Annotated in this window: 15 protein-coding genes; 4 read left to right on the forward strand and 11 right to left on the reverse strand. The window is 66.1% G+C overall.

Going from position 1 to position 15221, the window contains the following annotated elements:
- Positions 1-187 precede the first annotated feature (187 nt).
- Positions 188-1831 (forward strand): FAD-dependent oxidoreductase, encoded by a 1644-nt coding sequence (locus G6P88_RS14950; protein WP_165323880.1) that lies wholly within the window; start codon positions 188-190, stop codon positions 1829-1831.
- Positions 1832-1881: 50 nt separating this feature from the next.
- Here G6P88_RS14950 and ybeY read toward each other — a convergent pair whose 3' ends face one another.
- The 9 genes from ybeY to G6P88_RS14995 all read right to left on the reverse strand — a co-directional run bounded on the left by ybeY (position 1882) and on the right by G6P88_RS14995 (position 8389).
- Positions 1882-2391: an rRNA maturation RNase YbeY gene (gene ybeY, locus G6P88_RS14955; protein WP_165323881.1), complete on the reverse strand. Its 510-nt coding sequence runs from the start codon at positions 2389-2391 to the stop codon at positions 1882-1884.
- Complete coding sequence (locus tag G6P88_RS14960) at positions 2388-3386, reverse strand: PhoH family protein (protein ID WP_165323882.1); 999 nt, start codon at positions 3384-3386, stop codon at positions 2388-2390. Before G6P88_RS14960 ends, ybeY begins: the two co-directional genes overlap by 4 nt.
- Positions 3387-3553: 167 nt before the next feature.
- Entirely contained in the window at positions 3554-4921 is a 1368-nt protein-coding gene (gene miaB / locus G6P88_RS14965; RefSeq protein ID WP_165323883.1) for a tRNA (N6-isopentenyl adenosine(37)-C2)-methylthiotransferase MiaB, read from the reverse strand.
- Between the two features lie 7 nt (positions 4922-4928).
- A complete protein-coding gene (locus G6P88_RS14970) occupies positions 4929-5651 on the reverse strand; it encodes a lysophospholipid acyltransferase family protein (protein WP_165323884.1) in 723 nt (240 codons plus the stop codon).
- Between the two features lie 2 nt (positions 5652-5653).
- Entirely contained in the window at positions 5654-6076 is a 423-nt protein-coding gene (locus G6P88_RS14975; protein ID WP_165323885.1) for a Fur family transcriptional regulator, read from the reverse strand.
- Between the two features lie 110 nt (positions 6077-6186).
- On the reverse strand, positions 6187-6600 hold the full coding sequence (locus G6P88_RS14980; protein ID WP_165323886.1) for a Ros/MucR family transcriptional regulator: 414 nt from the start codon (positions 6598-6600) through the stop codon (positions 6187-6189).
- A gap of 134 nt (positions 6601-6734) precedes the next feature.
- On the reverse strand, positions 6735-7145 hold the full coding sequence (locus G6P88_RS14985) for a GNAT family N-acetyltransferase (RefSeq protein WP_226946583.1): 411 nt from the start codon (positions 7143-7145) through the stop codon (positions 6735-6737).
- Positions 7146-7197: 52 nt separating this feature from the next.
- Entirely contained in the window at positions 7198-7809 is a 612-nt protein-coding gene (gene tsaB / locus G6P88_RS14990; RefSeq protein ID WP_165323888.1) for a tRNA (adenosine(37)-N6)-threonylcarbamoyltransferase complex dimerization subunit type 1 TsaB, read from the reverse strand.
- 7 nt (positions 7810-7816) lie between these two features.
- Positions 7817-8389 (reverse strand): NifU family protein, encoded by a 573-nt coding sequence (locus G6P88_RS14995; protein WP_165323889.1) that lies wholly within the window; start codon positions 8387-8389, stop codon positions 7817-7819.
- Positions 8390-8521: 132 nt separating this feature from the next.
- Between G6P88_RS14995 and G6P88_RS15000 the strand changes: the two genes are divergently transcribed.
- Entirely contained in the window at positions 8522-10018 is a 1497-nt protein-coding gene (locus G6P88_RS15000) for an O-antigen ligase family protein (RefSeq protein ID WP_165323890.1), read from the forward strand.
- The gene (locus G6P88_RS15005; protein WP_165323891.1) at positions 10015-11397 is read left to right on the forward strand and encodes an oligosaccharide flippase family protein; all 1383 of its coding nucleotides are present in this window, start codon (positions 10015-10017) and stop codon (positions 11395-11397) included. The genes G6P88_RS15000 and G6P88_RS15005 overlap by 4 nt, the downstream gene beginning before the upstream one ends.
- Positions 11398-11401: 4 nt before the next feature.
- Here the strand turns inward: G6P88_RS15005 and G6P88_RS15010 are convergent, their stop codons facing one another.
- Both G6P88_RS15010 and G6P88_RS15015 read right to left on the reverse strand, forming a co-directional pair.
- Complete coding sequence (locus G6P88_RS15010) at positions 11402-12553, reverse strand: glycosyltransferase family 2 protein (RefSeq protein ID WP_165323892.1); 1152 nt, start codon at positions 12551-12553, stop codon at positions 11402-11404.
- Entirely contained in the window at positions 12550-13554 is a 1005-nt protein-coding gene (locus tag G6P88_RS15015) for a glycosyltransferase family 2 protein (RefSeq protein ID WP_165323893.1), read from the reverse strand. Before G6P88_RS15015 ends, G6P88_RS15010 begins: the two co-directional genes overlap by 4 nt.
- A gap of 74 nt (positions 13555-13628) precedes the next feature.
- On the opposite strand from G6P88_RS15015, the gene G6P88_RS15020 reads away from it, so the two are divergent.
- On the forward strand, positions 13629-15215 hold the full coding sequence (locus G6P88_RS15020; RefSeq protein WP_165323894.1) for a tetratricopeptide repeat protein: 1587 nt from the start codon (positions 13629-13631) through the stop codon (positions 15213-15215).
- The last annotated feature ends 6 nt before the right edge of the window (positions 15216-15221 follow it).

The following is a 15221-nucleotide window of genomic DNA, read 5'->3' on the forward strand; positions in this document are numbered from 1 at the left end:
TTCGCTGACTGAAATAGGCGGGGCGGTGCAATCTCCGCAAGCTCCCTTACTCCTGCGAAATGATTATCTCGTAATTTCATGGGAATAGTCAGAATTAAAGGCGTCGCTGGTGCGTATTTCCAGCATGACCATCGCCTCCTCCCGCCCATCCTTCCGGCAGTGTCGGGTCCGCAGGAGGGGCTGACCGATGCGATTCGATCTCGCCGAGGGCGGTCCGGACGGCATTGCCGCCGATGTCGCGATCATCGGTGCCGGCGCGGCGGGGCTTTCGCTTGCGCGGCGTCTGCTCGCAGCCGGTGCATCGGTTGCGATCCTGGAAAGCGGTGGCTTCGATCATGAAGCGTCCACTGCGGACCTGAATGCGGGCCGCTCGGTCGGCCTGGATTATTATGCGTTGAGGGATGCGCGCCTGCGCTTCTTCGGCGGGACCACCGCGATCTGGGGTGGCCGCTGCGCGACGCTCGATCCGATCGATTTCGAGCGGCGGCCGTGGGTCGCCCATTCGGGCTGGCCCATCACGCACGAGGACCTGGCACCTTATTATGCGCAGGCCCGCCGCACCTTCGGCTTGCCCGGGGAGCCGCCATCGGCCCAAGCCTTGCTGGGTAAGAGGCTGCCCGCCTTCGATCCTGAAGAATTGGCGACGCCGCTCTGGTGTTTCGACGAGCGGTTCGATCGCTTCAGCCGCAAGAACAGCGCCGATCTTCTCGATCATCCCCGCTGCACGGTGGTCACCCATGCCACGGTGCGGGAGATCGTCGCGGCGTCGTCCGGGCGCGCAGTCGAGCGGCTCAGCCTGCGCAGCCTCTCGGGCAACCGCATGACGGTGAGCGCGCGGCAGTTCGTGCTGGCCGCCGGCGGTATCGAGAATCCCAGATTGCTGCTGGCATCCCGGTCGGTCATGCCCCGGGGCCTCGGCAACGACCATGATCTGGTCGGACGCTATTTCATGGAGCATCCGCACGCGCGCGGCGGGCGGATCGTCGGCGGCGCCAGTTGGAAGCTTCTCGACCTGTTTGGTCGCAAGCGATCCGGCAGGCTGTCCTTCGCGCCGCTCCTGGCCCCCGGCGTGGCCTTGCAGCGGCGCGCGGGACTGCTCAACACATCGCTGACAATCGCCTGTCGGCGTCGGGCCGATGGCCGGCAGGCCCTGTTGATGGCAGCGTATGAGAGGATGAAGCATGGGACGGCCCCGACGGCGCGTGGCCGCGGCCTGTGGAAGACGCTCAAGAGGGCCGTCAACGCCGCGCAACAGGTCGTCGATCCGGCGCGTCCCTGGCTACAGGAAAGGCTGGGTCTCGGGGAAATATCGCTGGTGGTGCGTGCCGAGCAGGCGCCCAATCCGGACAGCCGCATACGCCTCGGGGCAGAGCTGGATGCTTTGGGCATGCCCCGGCCAGTGCTCGACTGGCGAACCAGTCCGATCGATGTCGACAGCGTCGGGGGCCTTGTATCCGCGCTCGACCGCGAGCTTCGTCGGCTCGCCATGGGGCGTGTCGAAGCAGCCCCCTGGCTCGGCGATCCGTCGCGGCGCTGGCAGACCGATCCGTTGATCAGCACCCATGCTATCGGCGGTTATCATCATATGGGGACGACGCGCATGTCCGACAGCCCGCGCGATGGCGTCACCGACGCCACCGGGCGGGTGCATGGCCTGGACAATCTCTACGTCGCGGGCAGCTCGCTTTTCCCGACCTCGGGCTGGGCCAATCCGACGCTGACGATCGTGGCGCTGGCGCTGCGCACGGCAGACCATATCGCAGCTCGGCTGCGCAGAACCGAGGGGGCGACGATCATTCCCGCCGAAGGGCGCTACGCGCGTCGTCAGTAATCGGCGATGGATCGGGGGCTCAACCTGGCATCGGCCGGGAAGGCGAAATCTCAGTCTTCCCTGATTGCATAAGGATCAGCGATGCCAAGCTTGGCCAGCGCGATCTTCTCGAGATCCTCCATCGCTTCGGCCTCGTCGTCCTCGAGATGGTCGTAGCCAATCAGATGGAGCGTGCCGTGGACGATCAGATGGGTGGCATGCTCGGCCGGCGCCACGCCTTTCTCGGCAGCCTCGCGTTCGCAGACGCCGCGTGCGAGAATGATGTCGCCGAGCAGCACTTCCCCGTCGTCGCTGTTGTCGAGCGTCTCGATCAGGTCCGGCTGGACCATCGGGAAGCTCAGCACATTGGTCGGCTTGTCCTTCTGCCGATATTGCCGGTTCAGCGCGTGGACCTCGTCATCGTCGGCCAGCCGCACCGAAATTTCGACGGTGAAGGGCGCATTGAGCAGCCCGGCATGGGGCGAGATCGACAGCGCCGCTGTGACGGCCTCGATCGCCAGGGCTTCCCAGTCGGTGTCTTCGCCCCAGCTTTCTTCCGCCTGCACGGCTACGTCCATCATGCGGCGTCGGGCCCTTCATAGGCTTCGACGATCCGGCCGACGATCGGGTGGCGGACGACATCGGCGGCTCCGAAGCGGATGGTCGCGATGCCGTCGATGCCTTCGAGCCGGCCGACCGCATCGGCCAGACCCGACTTACCGATATCGGGAAGGTCGATCTGCCGAGGGTCACCGCACACGACCATCCGGCTGTTCTGGCCGAAGCGGGTCAGGAACATCTTCATCTGCGCCGGCGTCGTGTTCTGCGCCTCGTCGAGGATGACGAAGGCGTCGGATAGCGTGCGTCCGCGCATGAAGGCGATCGGGGCGATCTCTATCTCGCCCGAGGCGATGCGCCGCTCGACCTGTTCGGTTGGGAGCATGTCGTAGAGCGCGTCGTAAAGCGGGCGGAGATAGGGATCGACCTTCTCCTTCATGTCGCCCGGCAGGAAGCCCAGCCGCTCGCCCGCCTCGACGGCGGGGCGCGACAGGATCAGGCGGTCGACCGTACCCTGGATCAGCTGCTGGACGGCCTGCGCGACCGCCAGATAGGTCTTGCCGGTGCCTGCCGGCCCGAGCGCGAAGATGATGTCGGAGCGGTTGAGCGCTTCCATATACCGGATCTGCGTCGCGGAGCGCGGAACGATCGTCTTCTTGCGCGTGCGGATCATCACCTTGGGAGGATCGGACACGTCGTTGCGGATGATGCCGTCCAATGTGGGCTCGGCCGACATGGCGATCACGGCCTCGACAGCGCCGCTGTCAATATCCTGACCCTTCACGATTCGGTTGTAGAGCCCAGTGAGCACCTCGCGCGCCCGGCCTGCAGCTTCCGCCTCGCCCTCTATCTGCAGCTTGTTGCCCCTCGCCGCGATATAGACTCCCAGACGATTTTCGATCGCCACCAGATTCTGGTCGAACTCGCCGAACAATCGGCCAAGCAACTGGGGTTTATCGAAGATGATCTCGAGCCGGGCGCGATCTCCGGCCTGCGCTGGGACTGGCTTGCGCGACATAAGAGGCGGTGCGTTCCTTTCCTCTGACCACTCGGACGGCGATCGTCCGGTGACAACGATCCTACGCGCATTTGGACCCGTGCGAAGGGGGAAAGCGGAGGAACAGCCGACTTATCCACTGCGGATGTGGCTTTTATGTTGCGGTCGTCAGCGGAGACGTCGCTAGCTCAAGCGGCAGCGCGTTCGCGATCCACGAGTTCTCCCATCAGGCTGTTGGGACCAGCTGATACGATGTCGACCGTGACCATGTCCCCGATCGCGGCGTCCGCTTCGACGATCACCGACTGCAGCCAGGGCGACTTGCCGATAAGCTGCCCCGGCTTCTTGCCGTCACGCTCGAGCAGGACGTCGCAGCGCTTGCCGACGCTGGCGAGGTTGAACCCGTGCTGCTGCTCGTTGAGCAGCGCCTGAAGCCGCTGGAGCCGCTCGTCCATCACCTCTGCAGGGATCTGGTCGGCCATCGTCGCAGCAGGGGTGCCGGCCCGGGGGCTATATTTGAAGCTGAAGGCCTGCGCGTGGCCAACCGCCCGGACGATCGCCAGCGTGGCCTCGAAATCCTCTTCTGTCTCGCCGGGAAAGCCGACGATGAAGTCGCCCGAGATCGCGATGTCGGGCCGGGCGGCGCGGACACGGTCGATCAGGTCCAGATAGGAGCGCGAATCATGGCTGCGGTTCATCGCGCGCAATATGCGATCCGATCCCGCTTGCACCGGCAGGTGCAGGAAGGGCATGAGCTTTCCGACGTCCCGATGCGCCGCGATCAGGCCGTCGCTCATGTCGTTCGGATGGCTGGTCGTGTAGCGGATGCGGGCGAGGCCGGGCAGCGCGTCGAGCGCCTCGATCAGCCCTTCCAAGCCGCGCCTGCGCCCCGCTTCGTCCTCGCCGGTCCAGGCGTTGACGTTTTGGCCGAGCAGGGTGATCTCGCGCGCGCCGGCATCCACGAGCGCGCGCGCCTCGTCGACGATCGCCGACCATGGACGCGATATCTCTGCGCCACGCGTATAGGGCACGACGCAATAGGTGCAGAATTTGTCGCAGCCCTCCTGCACCGTCAGGAACGACGTCGGTCCCTGGCGCCTGCGCTTCGGCAAGGCGTCGAACTTCGAATTGGCCGGCATGTCGGTATCGATGGCGCGCCGGCCCGCGACCGCATCGGCGACCAGTTGCGGCAGGTTATGATAGGCCTGGGGGCCTACGACGATGTCCACCGCCGGTGCCCGGCGCGGAATCTCGCCGCCTTCGGCCTGCGCGACGCAGCCGGCCACCGCGATCATAGGCTTTTCCCGGGGCTGCTCGTCGCTGGCTGCCCGCTTCACGATCCGGCCGATGTCCGAATAGACCTTCTCGGCGGCCTTTTCGCGGATGTGGCAGGTGTTGAGGACGATCAGGTCCGCTTCGTCGGGATTGTCGGTCGCGGACATGCCGTCCGCCTCCAGCAGTTCGGACATGCGTGCGCCGTCATAGACGTTCATCTGGCAGCCGAAAGACTTGACGTGAAAGCGCTTGGGGATCGTGCGGGACATGGCCGCGCCCATAGCGGAACTAGGCCGTTGGCGCCAGCGCGGCTGCGATCGCTGCCTGGGCCTGGGCCGCGAGCGCCTTGCGATCGGTCGAGGGGGCGAGCGGCGGCAGGAAACGCAGGGTGCAGCGCAGACTGCCACGCCGCGCCAGAACCTTCCGCGCATTCGGTCCGAGATTCTCGTCGCCCGTCCAGCAGATGTCGCGGGCGGCCGGGCCATAGTCGATCGCCACCGGCTGGACGCGCACGCCCGCCGGGGCCGGTGCTACCGAGGCGAACAGAGCCGGGCGAAAGGGAAAGAGGGTGACGCCATCATTGGTGGTGCCCTCCGGAAACAGCGTCACCGCTCGGTGCTCGATCAGCGCGCGACCGAGTTGATCGACCTGTCCGTGCGCGGCCCGGCGGCTCTCGCGATTGATGAAAACGGTATCGCCGATCGCAGCGAGCATGCCCACCAGCGGCCAGCCGCGCACATCGTCCTTCGACACGAAGGCCGTGCGCGTCGCACCGCCCAGCGCCAATATGTCGAGCCAACTGAGATGATTGGCGACGTAGAGCACGTCATGGCCCAGCGGACGTCCCTCGACATGGACATCCAGCCCCATCGCCTCGCCGAACCATTGAAGGAAGAAGCGCGTCCAGCCGATCCGCTTGCGCACCGGCCAGGTCAGCACATAGCCGGTCAGGCAGAAGCCCAGGACGAACAGCCCGGTCGAAACGCGGGCGATCGTTCTGCCGTCGGCCATGCTTATTTGGGACGCTGGGCCGAAACGCCGTATAGTTCGAGGCGGTGATCGACCAGCCGGAAGCCCAGCTTCTCGGCGATCTTGCGCTGCAGTTCCTCGAGGTCGCGGTCGACGAACTCGATCACCTCACCGGTTTCCACATTGATCAGATGGTCGTGGTGGGTTTCCGGCGCAGCCTCGTACCGGGCGCGGCCGTCACCGAAATCATGCCGCTCGAGAATGCCGGCATCCTCGAAAAGCCGGACCGTGCGATAGACAGTGGCGATCGAGATGCCGGGGTCGATCGTGGCGGCACGCTGGTGCAGCAGCTCGACGTCGGGATGGTCCTCTGCGTCGGACAGAACGCGTGCGATGACGCGGCGCTGCTCGGTGATCCGGAGGCCCTTGTCCGCGCAGAGCTGCTCGATGTCGATCCTGTTAGGCATGGGGCCTTGTTACTCATATTGCGGTTGCGAAAACAAGATGCGGGTCGCCGAAAAGACAATGGGAGGGCAACCCCATGGGGCGCCCTCCCATATCGAGTCCGGCGGACGGATCAGCGCGAGCGGCGCTTGGTGCCCAGGCCGATCTTCTTTGCGAGCGAACGGCGCTGCTCGGCATAATTGGGGGCGACCATCGGATAGTCGGCGGGCAGGTTCCACTTGGCGCGGTACTGCTCGGGGGTCATCTGATAATGAGTCATCAGGTGACGCTTCAGCATCTTGAGCTTCTTACCGTCCTCAAGGCACACGATATAGTCGGGCTTGATCGACGAACGGATCGAAACCGCAGGCTCCTGCTTGATCTCAGGCTCGACGATTTCTTCGCCCAGGCCTGCGAGAGCGTTGTGGACGTTCTGAATCAGGAGGGGCAGATCCGAAACGGCGACGCTGTTGTTGCTGACATGCGCCGAGACGATGTCCGCGGTAAGCGCGATCAGAGTTTCAGAAAGACCGTTATTGTCCGACATGAGTTGACCTTCACAGGAAAGAGAATGACGAATCCGAGTTGGCAATGCCGCCCCGAGAGCATTGACTGCGCCGGCTCTGCGTCACTTTGACGCGGTTTGCAACGTAAATGTAGTCGGGAAGATATAGGGCCGAGTCAAACCGAACATGAAAGGGTCAAGGCATCGTGAACCTGCCCGTCGATTCCGTGGTAGTACCCTGGACGGCGCCCGATCTGAACGAAGCCTGCTCTTTTATACAATTCGATTGCAGGATTATTATAGCGCACTTCAAGATGCAAAGTGGCGCCATTGCGATCTCGTAACAACCGGCGCGTATGCGCTATGAGGGCGAGGGCAACCCCGGTGCGCCGGTGCGCGGGTGCGACCGCGAGCAGCAGCAGTTCGGCCTCGTCCGCAACCTGGCGAACGAGGGCAAAGCCCGCTGGCGTTCCGTCGCAGCTGGCCAGCGACAGCCAGGTGCCGGGCAAAGTGAGCATCGACACCGTCTGGGCTTCATTCCACGCTTCGCCATAGCCGGGATCGAAGGCCGCGTTCATGACGGCCATGACCGGACCGAGCTCCCCGGGGCCCACCTCGGCGATGCTCAGGCCAGCCACGTCAGACGGCTGCCGGCTTGGCGTCCGCACCGCGCCCGTAGATCGGACTGGGCGGTAGGGTCGCAAGCCCAGCCAGTCGCATCGCATCGGCCGCGCGGGGCAGGCGCGGGTGCGCGGTCCCATGGCCGCGAAGCTCGACCAGCCGCTCGGACGCCGAGCCGAAGACATGGTCGGCCGCCATGGCGCGTGCCGCCTCCTCGGGTGCAAGAGAGGCAAGTTCGGACGTCGGACGCAAGGGATCGCAGGCAAAGGCCTGGACGAAGAGTTCGCCATGGCCGCCGATTATGGCAATGGCGAGCTCCTGCGCGATGGAGACTCCGGTGGAGGCGATGACGGCCATCGACGAATAGCCGTGCACCGGCACATCCCAGCCCAGCGCCAGGGCTCGGGCTGCCGCCAGCCCGACGCGAACGCCGGTGAAGCTGCCCGGGCCGCAGTCGACCAACAGTCTGTCGGCCCGGCCGCCATCGGGTAGCGATGCGATCATCGGCATCAGCCGTTCGGCATGCCCACGGCCGACTTCCTCATGAACCTCCGCCAGAAGCAGGTCTGCGTCGAACAGGGCCACCGAGCAGGCGGCGGTCGCGGTGTCGATGACCAGCGTGCGGGGCATGGGGCGATCAGGCCGCCCGGACCTCGGTAACCTCGGGGACATAATGCTTGAGCAGCGTCTCGATACCCTGCTTCAGAGTCGCGCTGGACGAGGGGCAGCCCGAACAGGCGCCCTGCATGGCGAGATAGACCGTACCGCGCTGGAAGCCGCGATAGACGATGTCGCCGCCGTCGCGGGCCACGGCAGGACGAACGCGCGTCTCGATCAGATCCTTGATCTGCGCGACGATGTCGGCGTCGGCAGGATCGTCGTTGAAGCTCTCGTCAGCGCCGATGGCGATGTCGGCCGCAGTGCCGGGTCGGAAGAGAGGGGCCTCGGCCGAGAAGTGATCGAGCAGCACGCCCAGGACCTGCGGCTTGAGGTCGCGCCAGTCTGCGCCTTCGGCGGCGGTGACCGAAACGAAGTCCTGACCGAAGAAGACCCCGGTGACATCGCCCAGCGAAAAGAGGGCCTCGGCCAAAGGCGAGGCGCCTGCTTCCTCCGGATCGGCGAAGTCGCGCGTTCCGGCCGTCATGACGGCGCGGCCCGGCAGGAATTTCAGCGTCGCCGGATTGGGCGTGGTTTCTGTCTCGATCAGCATGTCCGCCATTTGGGGGCAGTTGGCCGGTGGATCAAGGCATTCCTTCTTTACCTGTGGCGCATTGAGCTTGATTAAGGCTGCGGCGGGCGGTTCGCACGGTGCGACGCCGAAGCTGGGTCATGTCGGGGGGCGATGTTTCTCTGGAAGAATGCGGTAGTGCTGATCATATTGCTGGGAGCCGTGACGCTCCCGGCATCGATGCTCGTGCGCGCTCGCTGGGAGAAGCTCTACCTCGCCCGGCTGTTCTGCTGCGCTACCATCGCAGTCTGCCTCGCGCTCAGCGCCTTGCCGATGATCGCAACGCAGATCGGCTATCTTCTGCTGCTCACCGCCTGCTTCGATCGACGGCTGCCGATGGCGGCGACCTATCTCTTCTTTCTGCTGTGGACTCCTGCGGCGGGCTCCCTCCTGGCGGTGTCGGGCGCCTATATTGCGCCGATCACCCCGTTCCTCACCTTCTCCGGCGCGCTTCTGCTCGGCTATCTCCTGCACCCTGAAAGCCATCAGAAGCGCACATGGGTGGCGAGCGACCTGGCTGTCCTCGGCTTCACGCTGATCTATTGCTTCTGCATGTCGCTGCGGGACACGCCCACGGGTGTCGCGCGGACGGTGGTCACCTTCCTGGTGCCTTATGTGCTCAGCTACCAGATAGTGTCGCGCGTCAGGATTGGTTCGCCCGAGATCGTCCTGCGCCTGTTCGTGGTCGCAGCCGCCGCAGCCGGGCTGCTCTGTCTGTTCGAGAGTCTGCGGCACTGGCCGCTCTACGCCGGGATCATGGGCGTCAAGAACGACATCTGGACGGTCGATGCGCCGCGCACCTGGCTCGAGCGCGGCGGGATCGCGCGCGCCTATGGCCCCTTCGCACATCCGCTAACCGGAGGTGCGATGCTGGGGCTTGCCGCCGTGGCGGCATGGGGCCTGTCGCGGATCCGCGGTGTGTCGGGGCCGCTGGCGCTGCTCGGAGCGCTGATCCTCGTCGGCCTCGGCGCGACCTTGTCGCGGTCGGGTCTGGTCGCGGTCGCGGTGGGGCTGATGGTCTTCCAGTTCCTGCGGGGGCGTTACCTGCTCGCCATATTGGTGCCGCTCGCCGGGCTCGTCATCGTCTTCGGCCTGCCGATCCTCGGCGGCGAAGACGCGCGCTTCAACGCAGCCTATCGCATCGGGCTGCTGAGCGGCGTGCCCCGAGCGCTGGGTGGGCATTTGTGGTTCGGCTACCGCGAAGCCGTGGCGCAGGGAATGCTCGACAGCTTCATCCAGGGGCAGGGCATCGTCGACCTGGTCAACGCCTATCTGGCGCTGCTGGTGGAAGGTGGCCTCGTGACGGTCATCGCCTTCCTGCTGTTCATCCTGTCGGCCTATCCCCATTATCGCGCGATCAAGCGCCTCCAGCCCGACCGCGAGCAGTTGATCTTTGCGCAGGTGCTGATCTCGATCCACAGCGCGACGGCGGTTTCGCTGGCGCTGCTCAGCAGCTGGGTCGCCCCGATGCAGCTCAGCTTCATCATGGTCGCGCTGCTGGTCGCCTTGCGCACCCAACTGACCGCGGACCGCGCCGCGTCGCGCGCCCGGCCTGCGCTCGTCGCCACGGCGCCGGAAGAGTTCGGCGAAAGGCTGCCGGTGCTGCGATGAGCGCCCGGGGAAGAGGCCTGCCTCCGCGGCTGAGCGGCATTGCCGCACGGCTGTTGGACGGTCCCGGCCGGATGGTGTTCGCCTTCACCCTGGCCACCATGATATTGCGGCTGGGGGGGAATATCGTCCTCACCCGCCTGCTCAGTCCCGAGGCCTTCGGGGTCGTCGGGGTGATCACCTCGACGATGATCATCCTGGCGATGCTATCCGACCTCGGCGTCTTCGACTTCGTGATCCGGCATGAGAAGGGCGCCGACCGCCATTTTCTCGACGTGATCTGGTCGATCCGGCTGGGGCAGGGGGCGTTGCAGGCCGGAGCCATGCTCGCCGGCGCCTGGCCGATTGCCCTGCTGCTCGGCAAGCCGGAACTTGCCTGGCCGATCGCCGCGACCGCGCCACTTTTCCTGATCAACGCGCTCTGCCCGATGAGCCTGCTGCTGGCCCAGCGCGAGGGCCGCGTGCGGGCAAGCTGCACCGTCGAGCTGGCCGCGCTCGTCGTCCAGATCGCGTCCAATCTGCTCCTGTCGCTGGTCATGCCCGACTATCGGTCGTTGATCGTCGGGCTCTACGTCAGCGGCCTCGCCCGCATGCTGTTCACCCTGGCGTTGGTCGGTGGCGGGTCGCGGCTCGCCTGGGACCGCCGGCTCGCGCGTGAGTTCTTTGGCTTCTCGCGGTGGATCATGGCGTCGACGCTCGTGACACTGGCGATGACCCAGTTCGACAAGGTGCTGTTCGCGCGCCTTTTCTCCGTTGCCGATTTCGGTGTGTACATGGTGCCGGCCAATCTGGCGGTCGCCTTCCAGCCCTTTGGCCGCAACTATGTGGAGCGCTATTTCTTTCCGCTGGTGTCGCGCAGCTGGAAGGCGGCACCCGACAGCCTGCGGTCGATCTTCTACGCGGCGCGGCGGCGGCAATATCTGGTGCTCTTCGCAGGGCTCGGCTTCGCCATCGGCGTTGCCCCCGCGCTGTTCCGGCTGCTGTTCGATCATCGCTACGAATATGGCTGGGTCTATCTCAGCATTCTCTTGCTGCGCATCGCCTTCGATCTCGATTCCTTCACCAATCTCCAGACGCTGCTCGCCATCGGCCATGCGCGCGTCATGTTCATCGCCAATCTGCTGCGTCTCGCCCTGTTCTTGCTGCTGGTCGCCGTGGGCTATGCGCCGCTCGGTACGATCGCTCTTCCGCTCGCGCTGGTCGGCGGCGAACTCGCGGGCGTGCTGTACACTCTGCCGCTGCTCCGGCGGCACGGGCTGTTCGATGCCGGGGAACATGCGCTCTATTATGGGGTGCTGATCCTCGCCGCCTTGCCTGCGGCGGCATTCAGCCAGATAGTCGCGCCGCAGGTGGTGGCGGCAGGCCTGCGGGTGATCGGCTGACGCCTCAGTCGCGCGGCGTGCGCTTCCACAGCCGCTCGGGGGCAAGGATTGCACGCAGGTAGATCGGCAGCTTCCAGAGCATATAGGCGGGTGCCAGAAGCAGCTGCGCCGGGCCGACCTGCCCGCGGCCGAAGCGCCACCAGCTAAGCAGGACGAGCGCCGCTGCGGCTGCCAGTGACAGGCTGAGCAAAAGCAGGGGGAGAGTGGAGGCGCCAAAGGCGGCCAGTGTCGCCGACGCCAGCAGCGCCGCTGCGGATAACAGCCCGAGCAGGGCAAGCGGCGGAACGCACAGATGCAGTGCGAGCCACATCTGCCGCCAGTCTCCCGACAGCAGTAACGGCGGCACATGCCGCGCCGCGCCGCGCAGGAATCCCTGCTCCCAGCGGGTCCTCTGACCGAGGGTCGCTACGCGCCCGCCCGGATCGGACCAGGTGGTCACGAGGGGAAGGAAGCCGGGGGCCATGCCGAGCTGCGCGAGCGCGATCCCCATCGTCAGATCCTCGGCCAGATCGCCCGTGTCGAGCGGGGCCGCCTCGAAGCAGCGCCACGGCAAGGCCATTCCCGATCCCGTAAGCAGCGCCGGTGCGCCGATGCGCGCGAGTCCGCGCTGCCGCACCAGATTGCGCAACAGCAGCGCGAAGCCGGACACAGCAACGAGCGGGCCCCTGTGGTCGGCGGGCCGAAACAGATAGGCGGACTGCACCGGCCGGTTCAGCGCTGCGGCAGCGCCAGCAAGGCGCGACAGGCCATCGCCCTCGACGTCGCAGTCCGCGTCGAGCACGACCACGAGCGCGGGCGGTGCAGCCCGCAGATGCCGGCGGGCAAAGCCGAGGGCGTGCCCCTTCCCCCGCTGCGCCTCGTCCTGCCGCTCGATGACTTCGGCACCGGCCGCGCGGGCGCACCCGGCGGTGGCGTCGGAGCAGTTGTCGGCGACGACGAGGATCGCGGCGTCGGCTGGCGCTGCCATGCGGGCGGCCTGCACGGTGCGCGCAATCCGCGCCTCCTCATCGTGGGCGGGGATCAGGATGGTCAGCTCGGCCGGCCTGGTCGAGGGCAGCGCGGCACAGCGCATCTGTGCCGCGCCGAGCTCGATCGCCAGGATCGTGGTGGCGAGCAGCGGCGGTAGCACCGCGATCCAGGCCAGGGCGTCGATCATGAGCGCTTATACTCGATCAGGGGTGGCGGCCGGCCTTGCCGTCGGTTCCGCCAGTAGGAAAGCAGCCCCACCATCTCCGCATATTTGCCGAGGGCCAGAAACAGAGCGAAGACAGGGCCCCGGTGGACGCCGTGGCGTATCGTCTCGCGCACCGCCATGCGGGCGAGGTTCAGCCCCAGCAGCGCGAGCGCGACCGCGGCACCCGCGATCCAGCGCCGGTCGATCAGGACTGCCAGTGCCAGACTTGTCAGGATGACGAGCGGAATCATGCCGCCCCAGAAGATGATCCGCGCCCGGCTGCGGCCATAAGCGTGGAGCGTCGAACCGGGATGCCGGTCCACCAATTCCGCGAAAGCGTGGCCGGCGCGCATCGTCCGACGCCACCATTGGCGGAAGCGGACCATGTCGCCGTCATGCACCGCCATGGGTGCGTCGAGGCACAGGATGTTCCAGCCGGCCATGCGCAGGCGCAGTGCGAAGTCCGGATCCTCCCCGGCGATCATGTCGTCCCGATAGCCTCCGGCCTGCCGGATCGCGTCGACGCGCAGCAGCACGCTCCCCCCGAATATTCGGGCCGGCCCGGCCGGCACGTCCCACTCCTGGTCGAGCATCCAGCCATAGATGGAGGACCGGGTCTCCCGTTCGCGCAGGCGCCCGAAGACTGCACCCAGGTCCGTGTCCCGATCGAGCCTTTCCGTCGCCAGCGCGATCCAGCCGGGTTCGAGGGCCGAGTCCCCGTCCAGCACCTGGACATAGCGGACGGCGGGATCGGCCAGCATGTGGGACAGGCCTGCATTCCGGCCGCGCGCCGCGGAAAATCCCGTCTCAGGCGAGAGCTCGATGACATCGATGCCGGCCCGCCTTGCGGCGTCTGCGCTGCCGTCGACCGAACCGGAGTCGACATAGACGCTGCGCCATCCCGCGATGGACGCCAGGCTGGGTAGCAGCCTCGCGCCTTCGTTTCGGCCGATCACCACGATCGCGACATCGGTCCGAACCATAGTTTACGCTTTGCCCTATTGATCGCTACGGGTTGCCGGTCTGTAATCGGTGCGAAAAGGATGGCTGGCAAGAGATGGCTTTCGGGACGGCTCGCATCATCGCGGCGGCCTTGCTGCTGCCGACGACGCTTGTCGCCTGCGGTTCGGCCGAGGAAAAAGCCTCCAAGGCGGCAACCCGCTTCGACATCTATTATGCCCGGCGCGATCTCTATTCGGCGCGTGTCGAAATAAATCGCGCGCTCGCGGCGCAGGACGACGTGCCGGAATATTGGGCGAGGCTGGCCCGCCTCGAACTCGCCGATGGCCGCCTGCTTCAGGCCTATGATGCCTATAACCGCGTGGTCGAGCTGGATCCGGAGAATGACGAGGCGATCCAGACCATGGCAGAGCTTTCCTATTCCGGCGGCTCCTATGACGATGCCGAGAAGCTGGCCGACCGGATATTGGAGAAGCAGCCCCGTTCGCTGCGCATGCAGCTGGTCAAGGGATCGGTTGCCGTGGAGCGGCGCGAAATCGACACGGCCCGCGCCATCGCGCAGGCCATGCTGGCGATCGATCCGACCAATGAGGGGGCGACGCTGTTGCTCGCGCGGGCCACGAACCTGGCTGGCGATCGCCAGGCAGCGATCCGCATCGTCGCGCAGTCCGTCGCGAAGGACGGGGAGACGGTGCCGAAGCTGCTGGCCCTGCTCGATCTCCATGCGGGCAATGCTGATTTCGTGCGAACGGCGCGAACCTTCGCACGCTTGTTCACGCTCCTGCCGGACAATAGCGACCTACGGATTGAATATGCGCGGCTGCTCTACGAGAAGGGGCGGCCGGAGCGGGCGCTTGCGATGCTTGCCCGGCTGATGCGCCGGCACCCAGGCGACCAGGCGCTCGAGCAGCGCATCGTCGACATGTGGACCGAGGTCGGTAGTGACAAGGTCGACATCGACCTGCTCGGACGGTTCGTCGCGCGGAGCGGCGACCGTGCCCTGAAGATGGCGCTCGCCCATCTGCTGCTCGACCGGAACCGCTATGCCGAGGTGGAGGCGCTGCTGCGGCCCTATATCGACGCGGACAGCATCACTGCGGCCAATGTCGAAGCGGACGTCCTCTACGCCGGCGCGCTCAGCGGCCTGGGGCGCAGTGCGCAGGCCATGGCGATCGTGGACCGGGTGTTGCGCTTCGACGAGAACAATCCGCGCGCTCTGCTGATGCGCGTCCGCGTGTCGATCCGGTCGGGCGATCTGTCGCGGGCGCTTCGGGATGCGCAGGTTCTGGTGCGCGACAACCCCAGGATCGCCGAGGCACGCGTCGCCCTTGCCGAGATCCATGTCCGCCGCCGCGAGCCGATATTGGCCGACAATGCCTATGCGAGCGCGATGAAGGATCTTGGCGACGATGCCGAGATGCTGAAGGCCTATCTTGCCTACCTGCGCCAGAAGGGGCGCAACAGCGTGGCCCTCGACGCAGCGAAGCGGTTCACCCGCGAAAACCCCCGATCTTCGGGCGGGTGGCGGCAACGTGCCGAACTTTGCCTGGAGCTGCGCGACATGGAATGCGTGGACGACGCGTTGGGGGCTCTCGAACAGATTCCGGGCGGTCAGAAGATTCGCGCCGAATTGATGCCGCGCCGGGCGCTGCTCGCATCTTCTCAAAAAGGACCGACGCCGTGACCAATG

It is taken from the genome of Rhizorhabdus phycosphaerae (genome assembly GCF_011044255.1).
Classification (GTDB): domain Bacteria; phylum Pseudomonadota; class Alphaproteobacteria; order Sphingomonadales; family Sphingomonadaceae; genus Rhizorhabdus; species Rhizorhabdus phycosphaerae.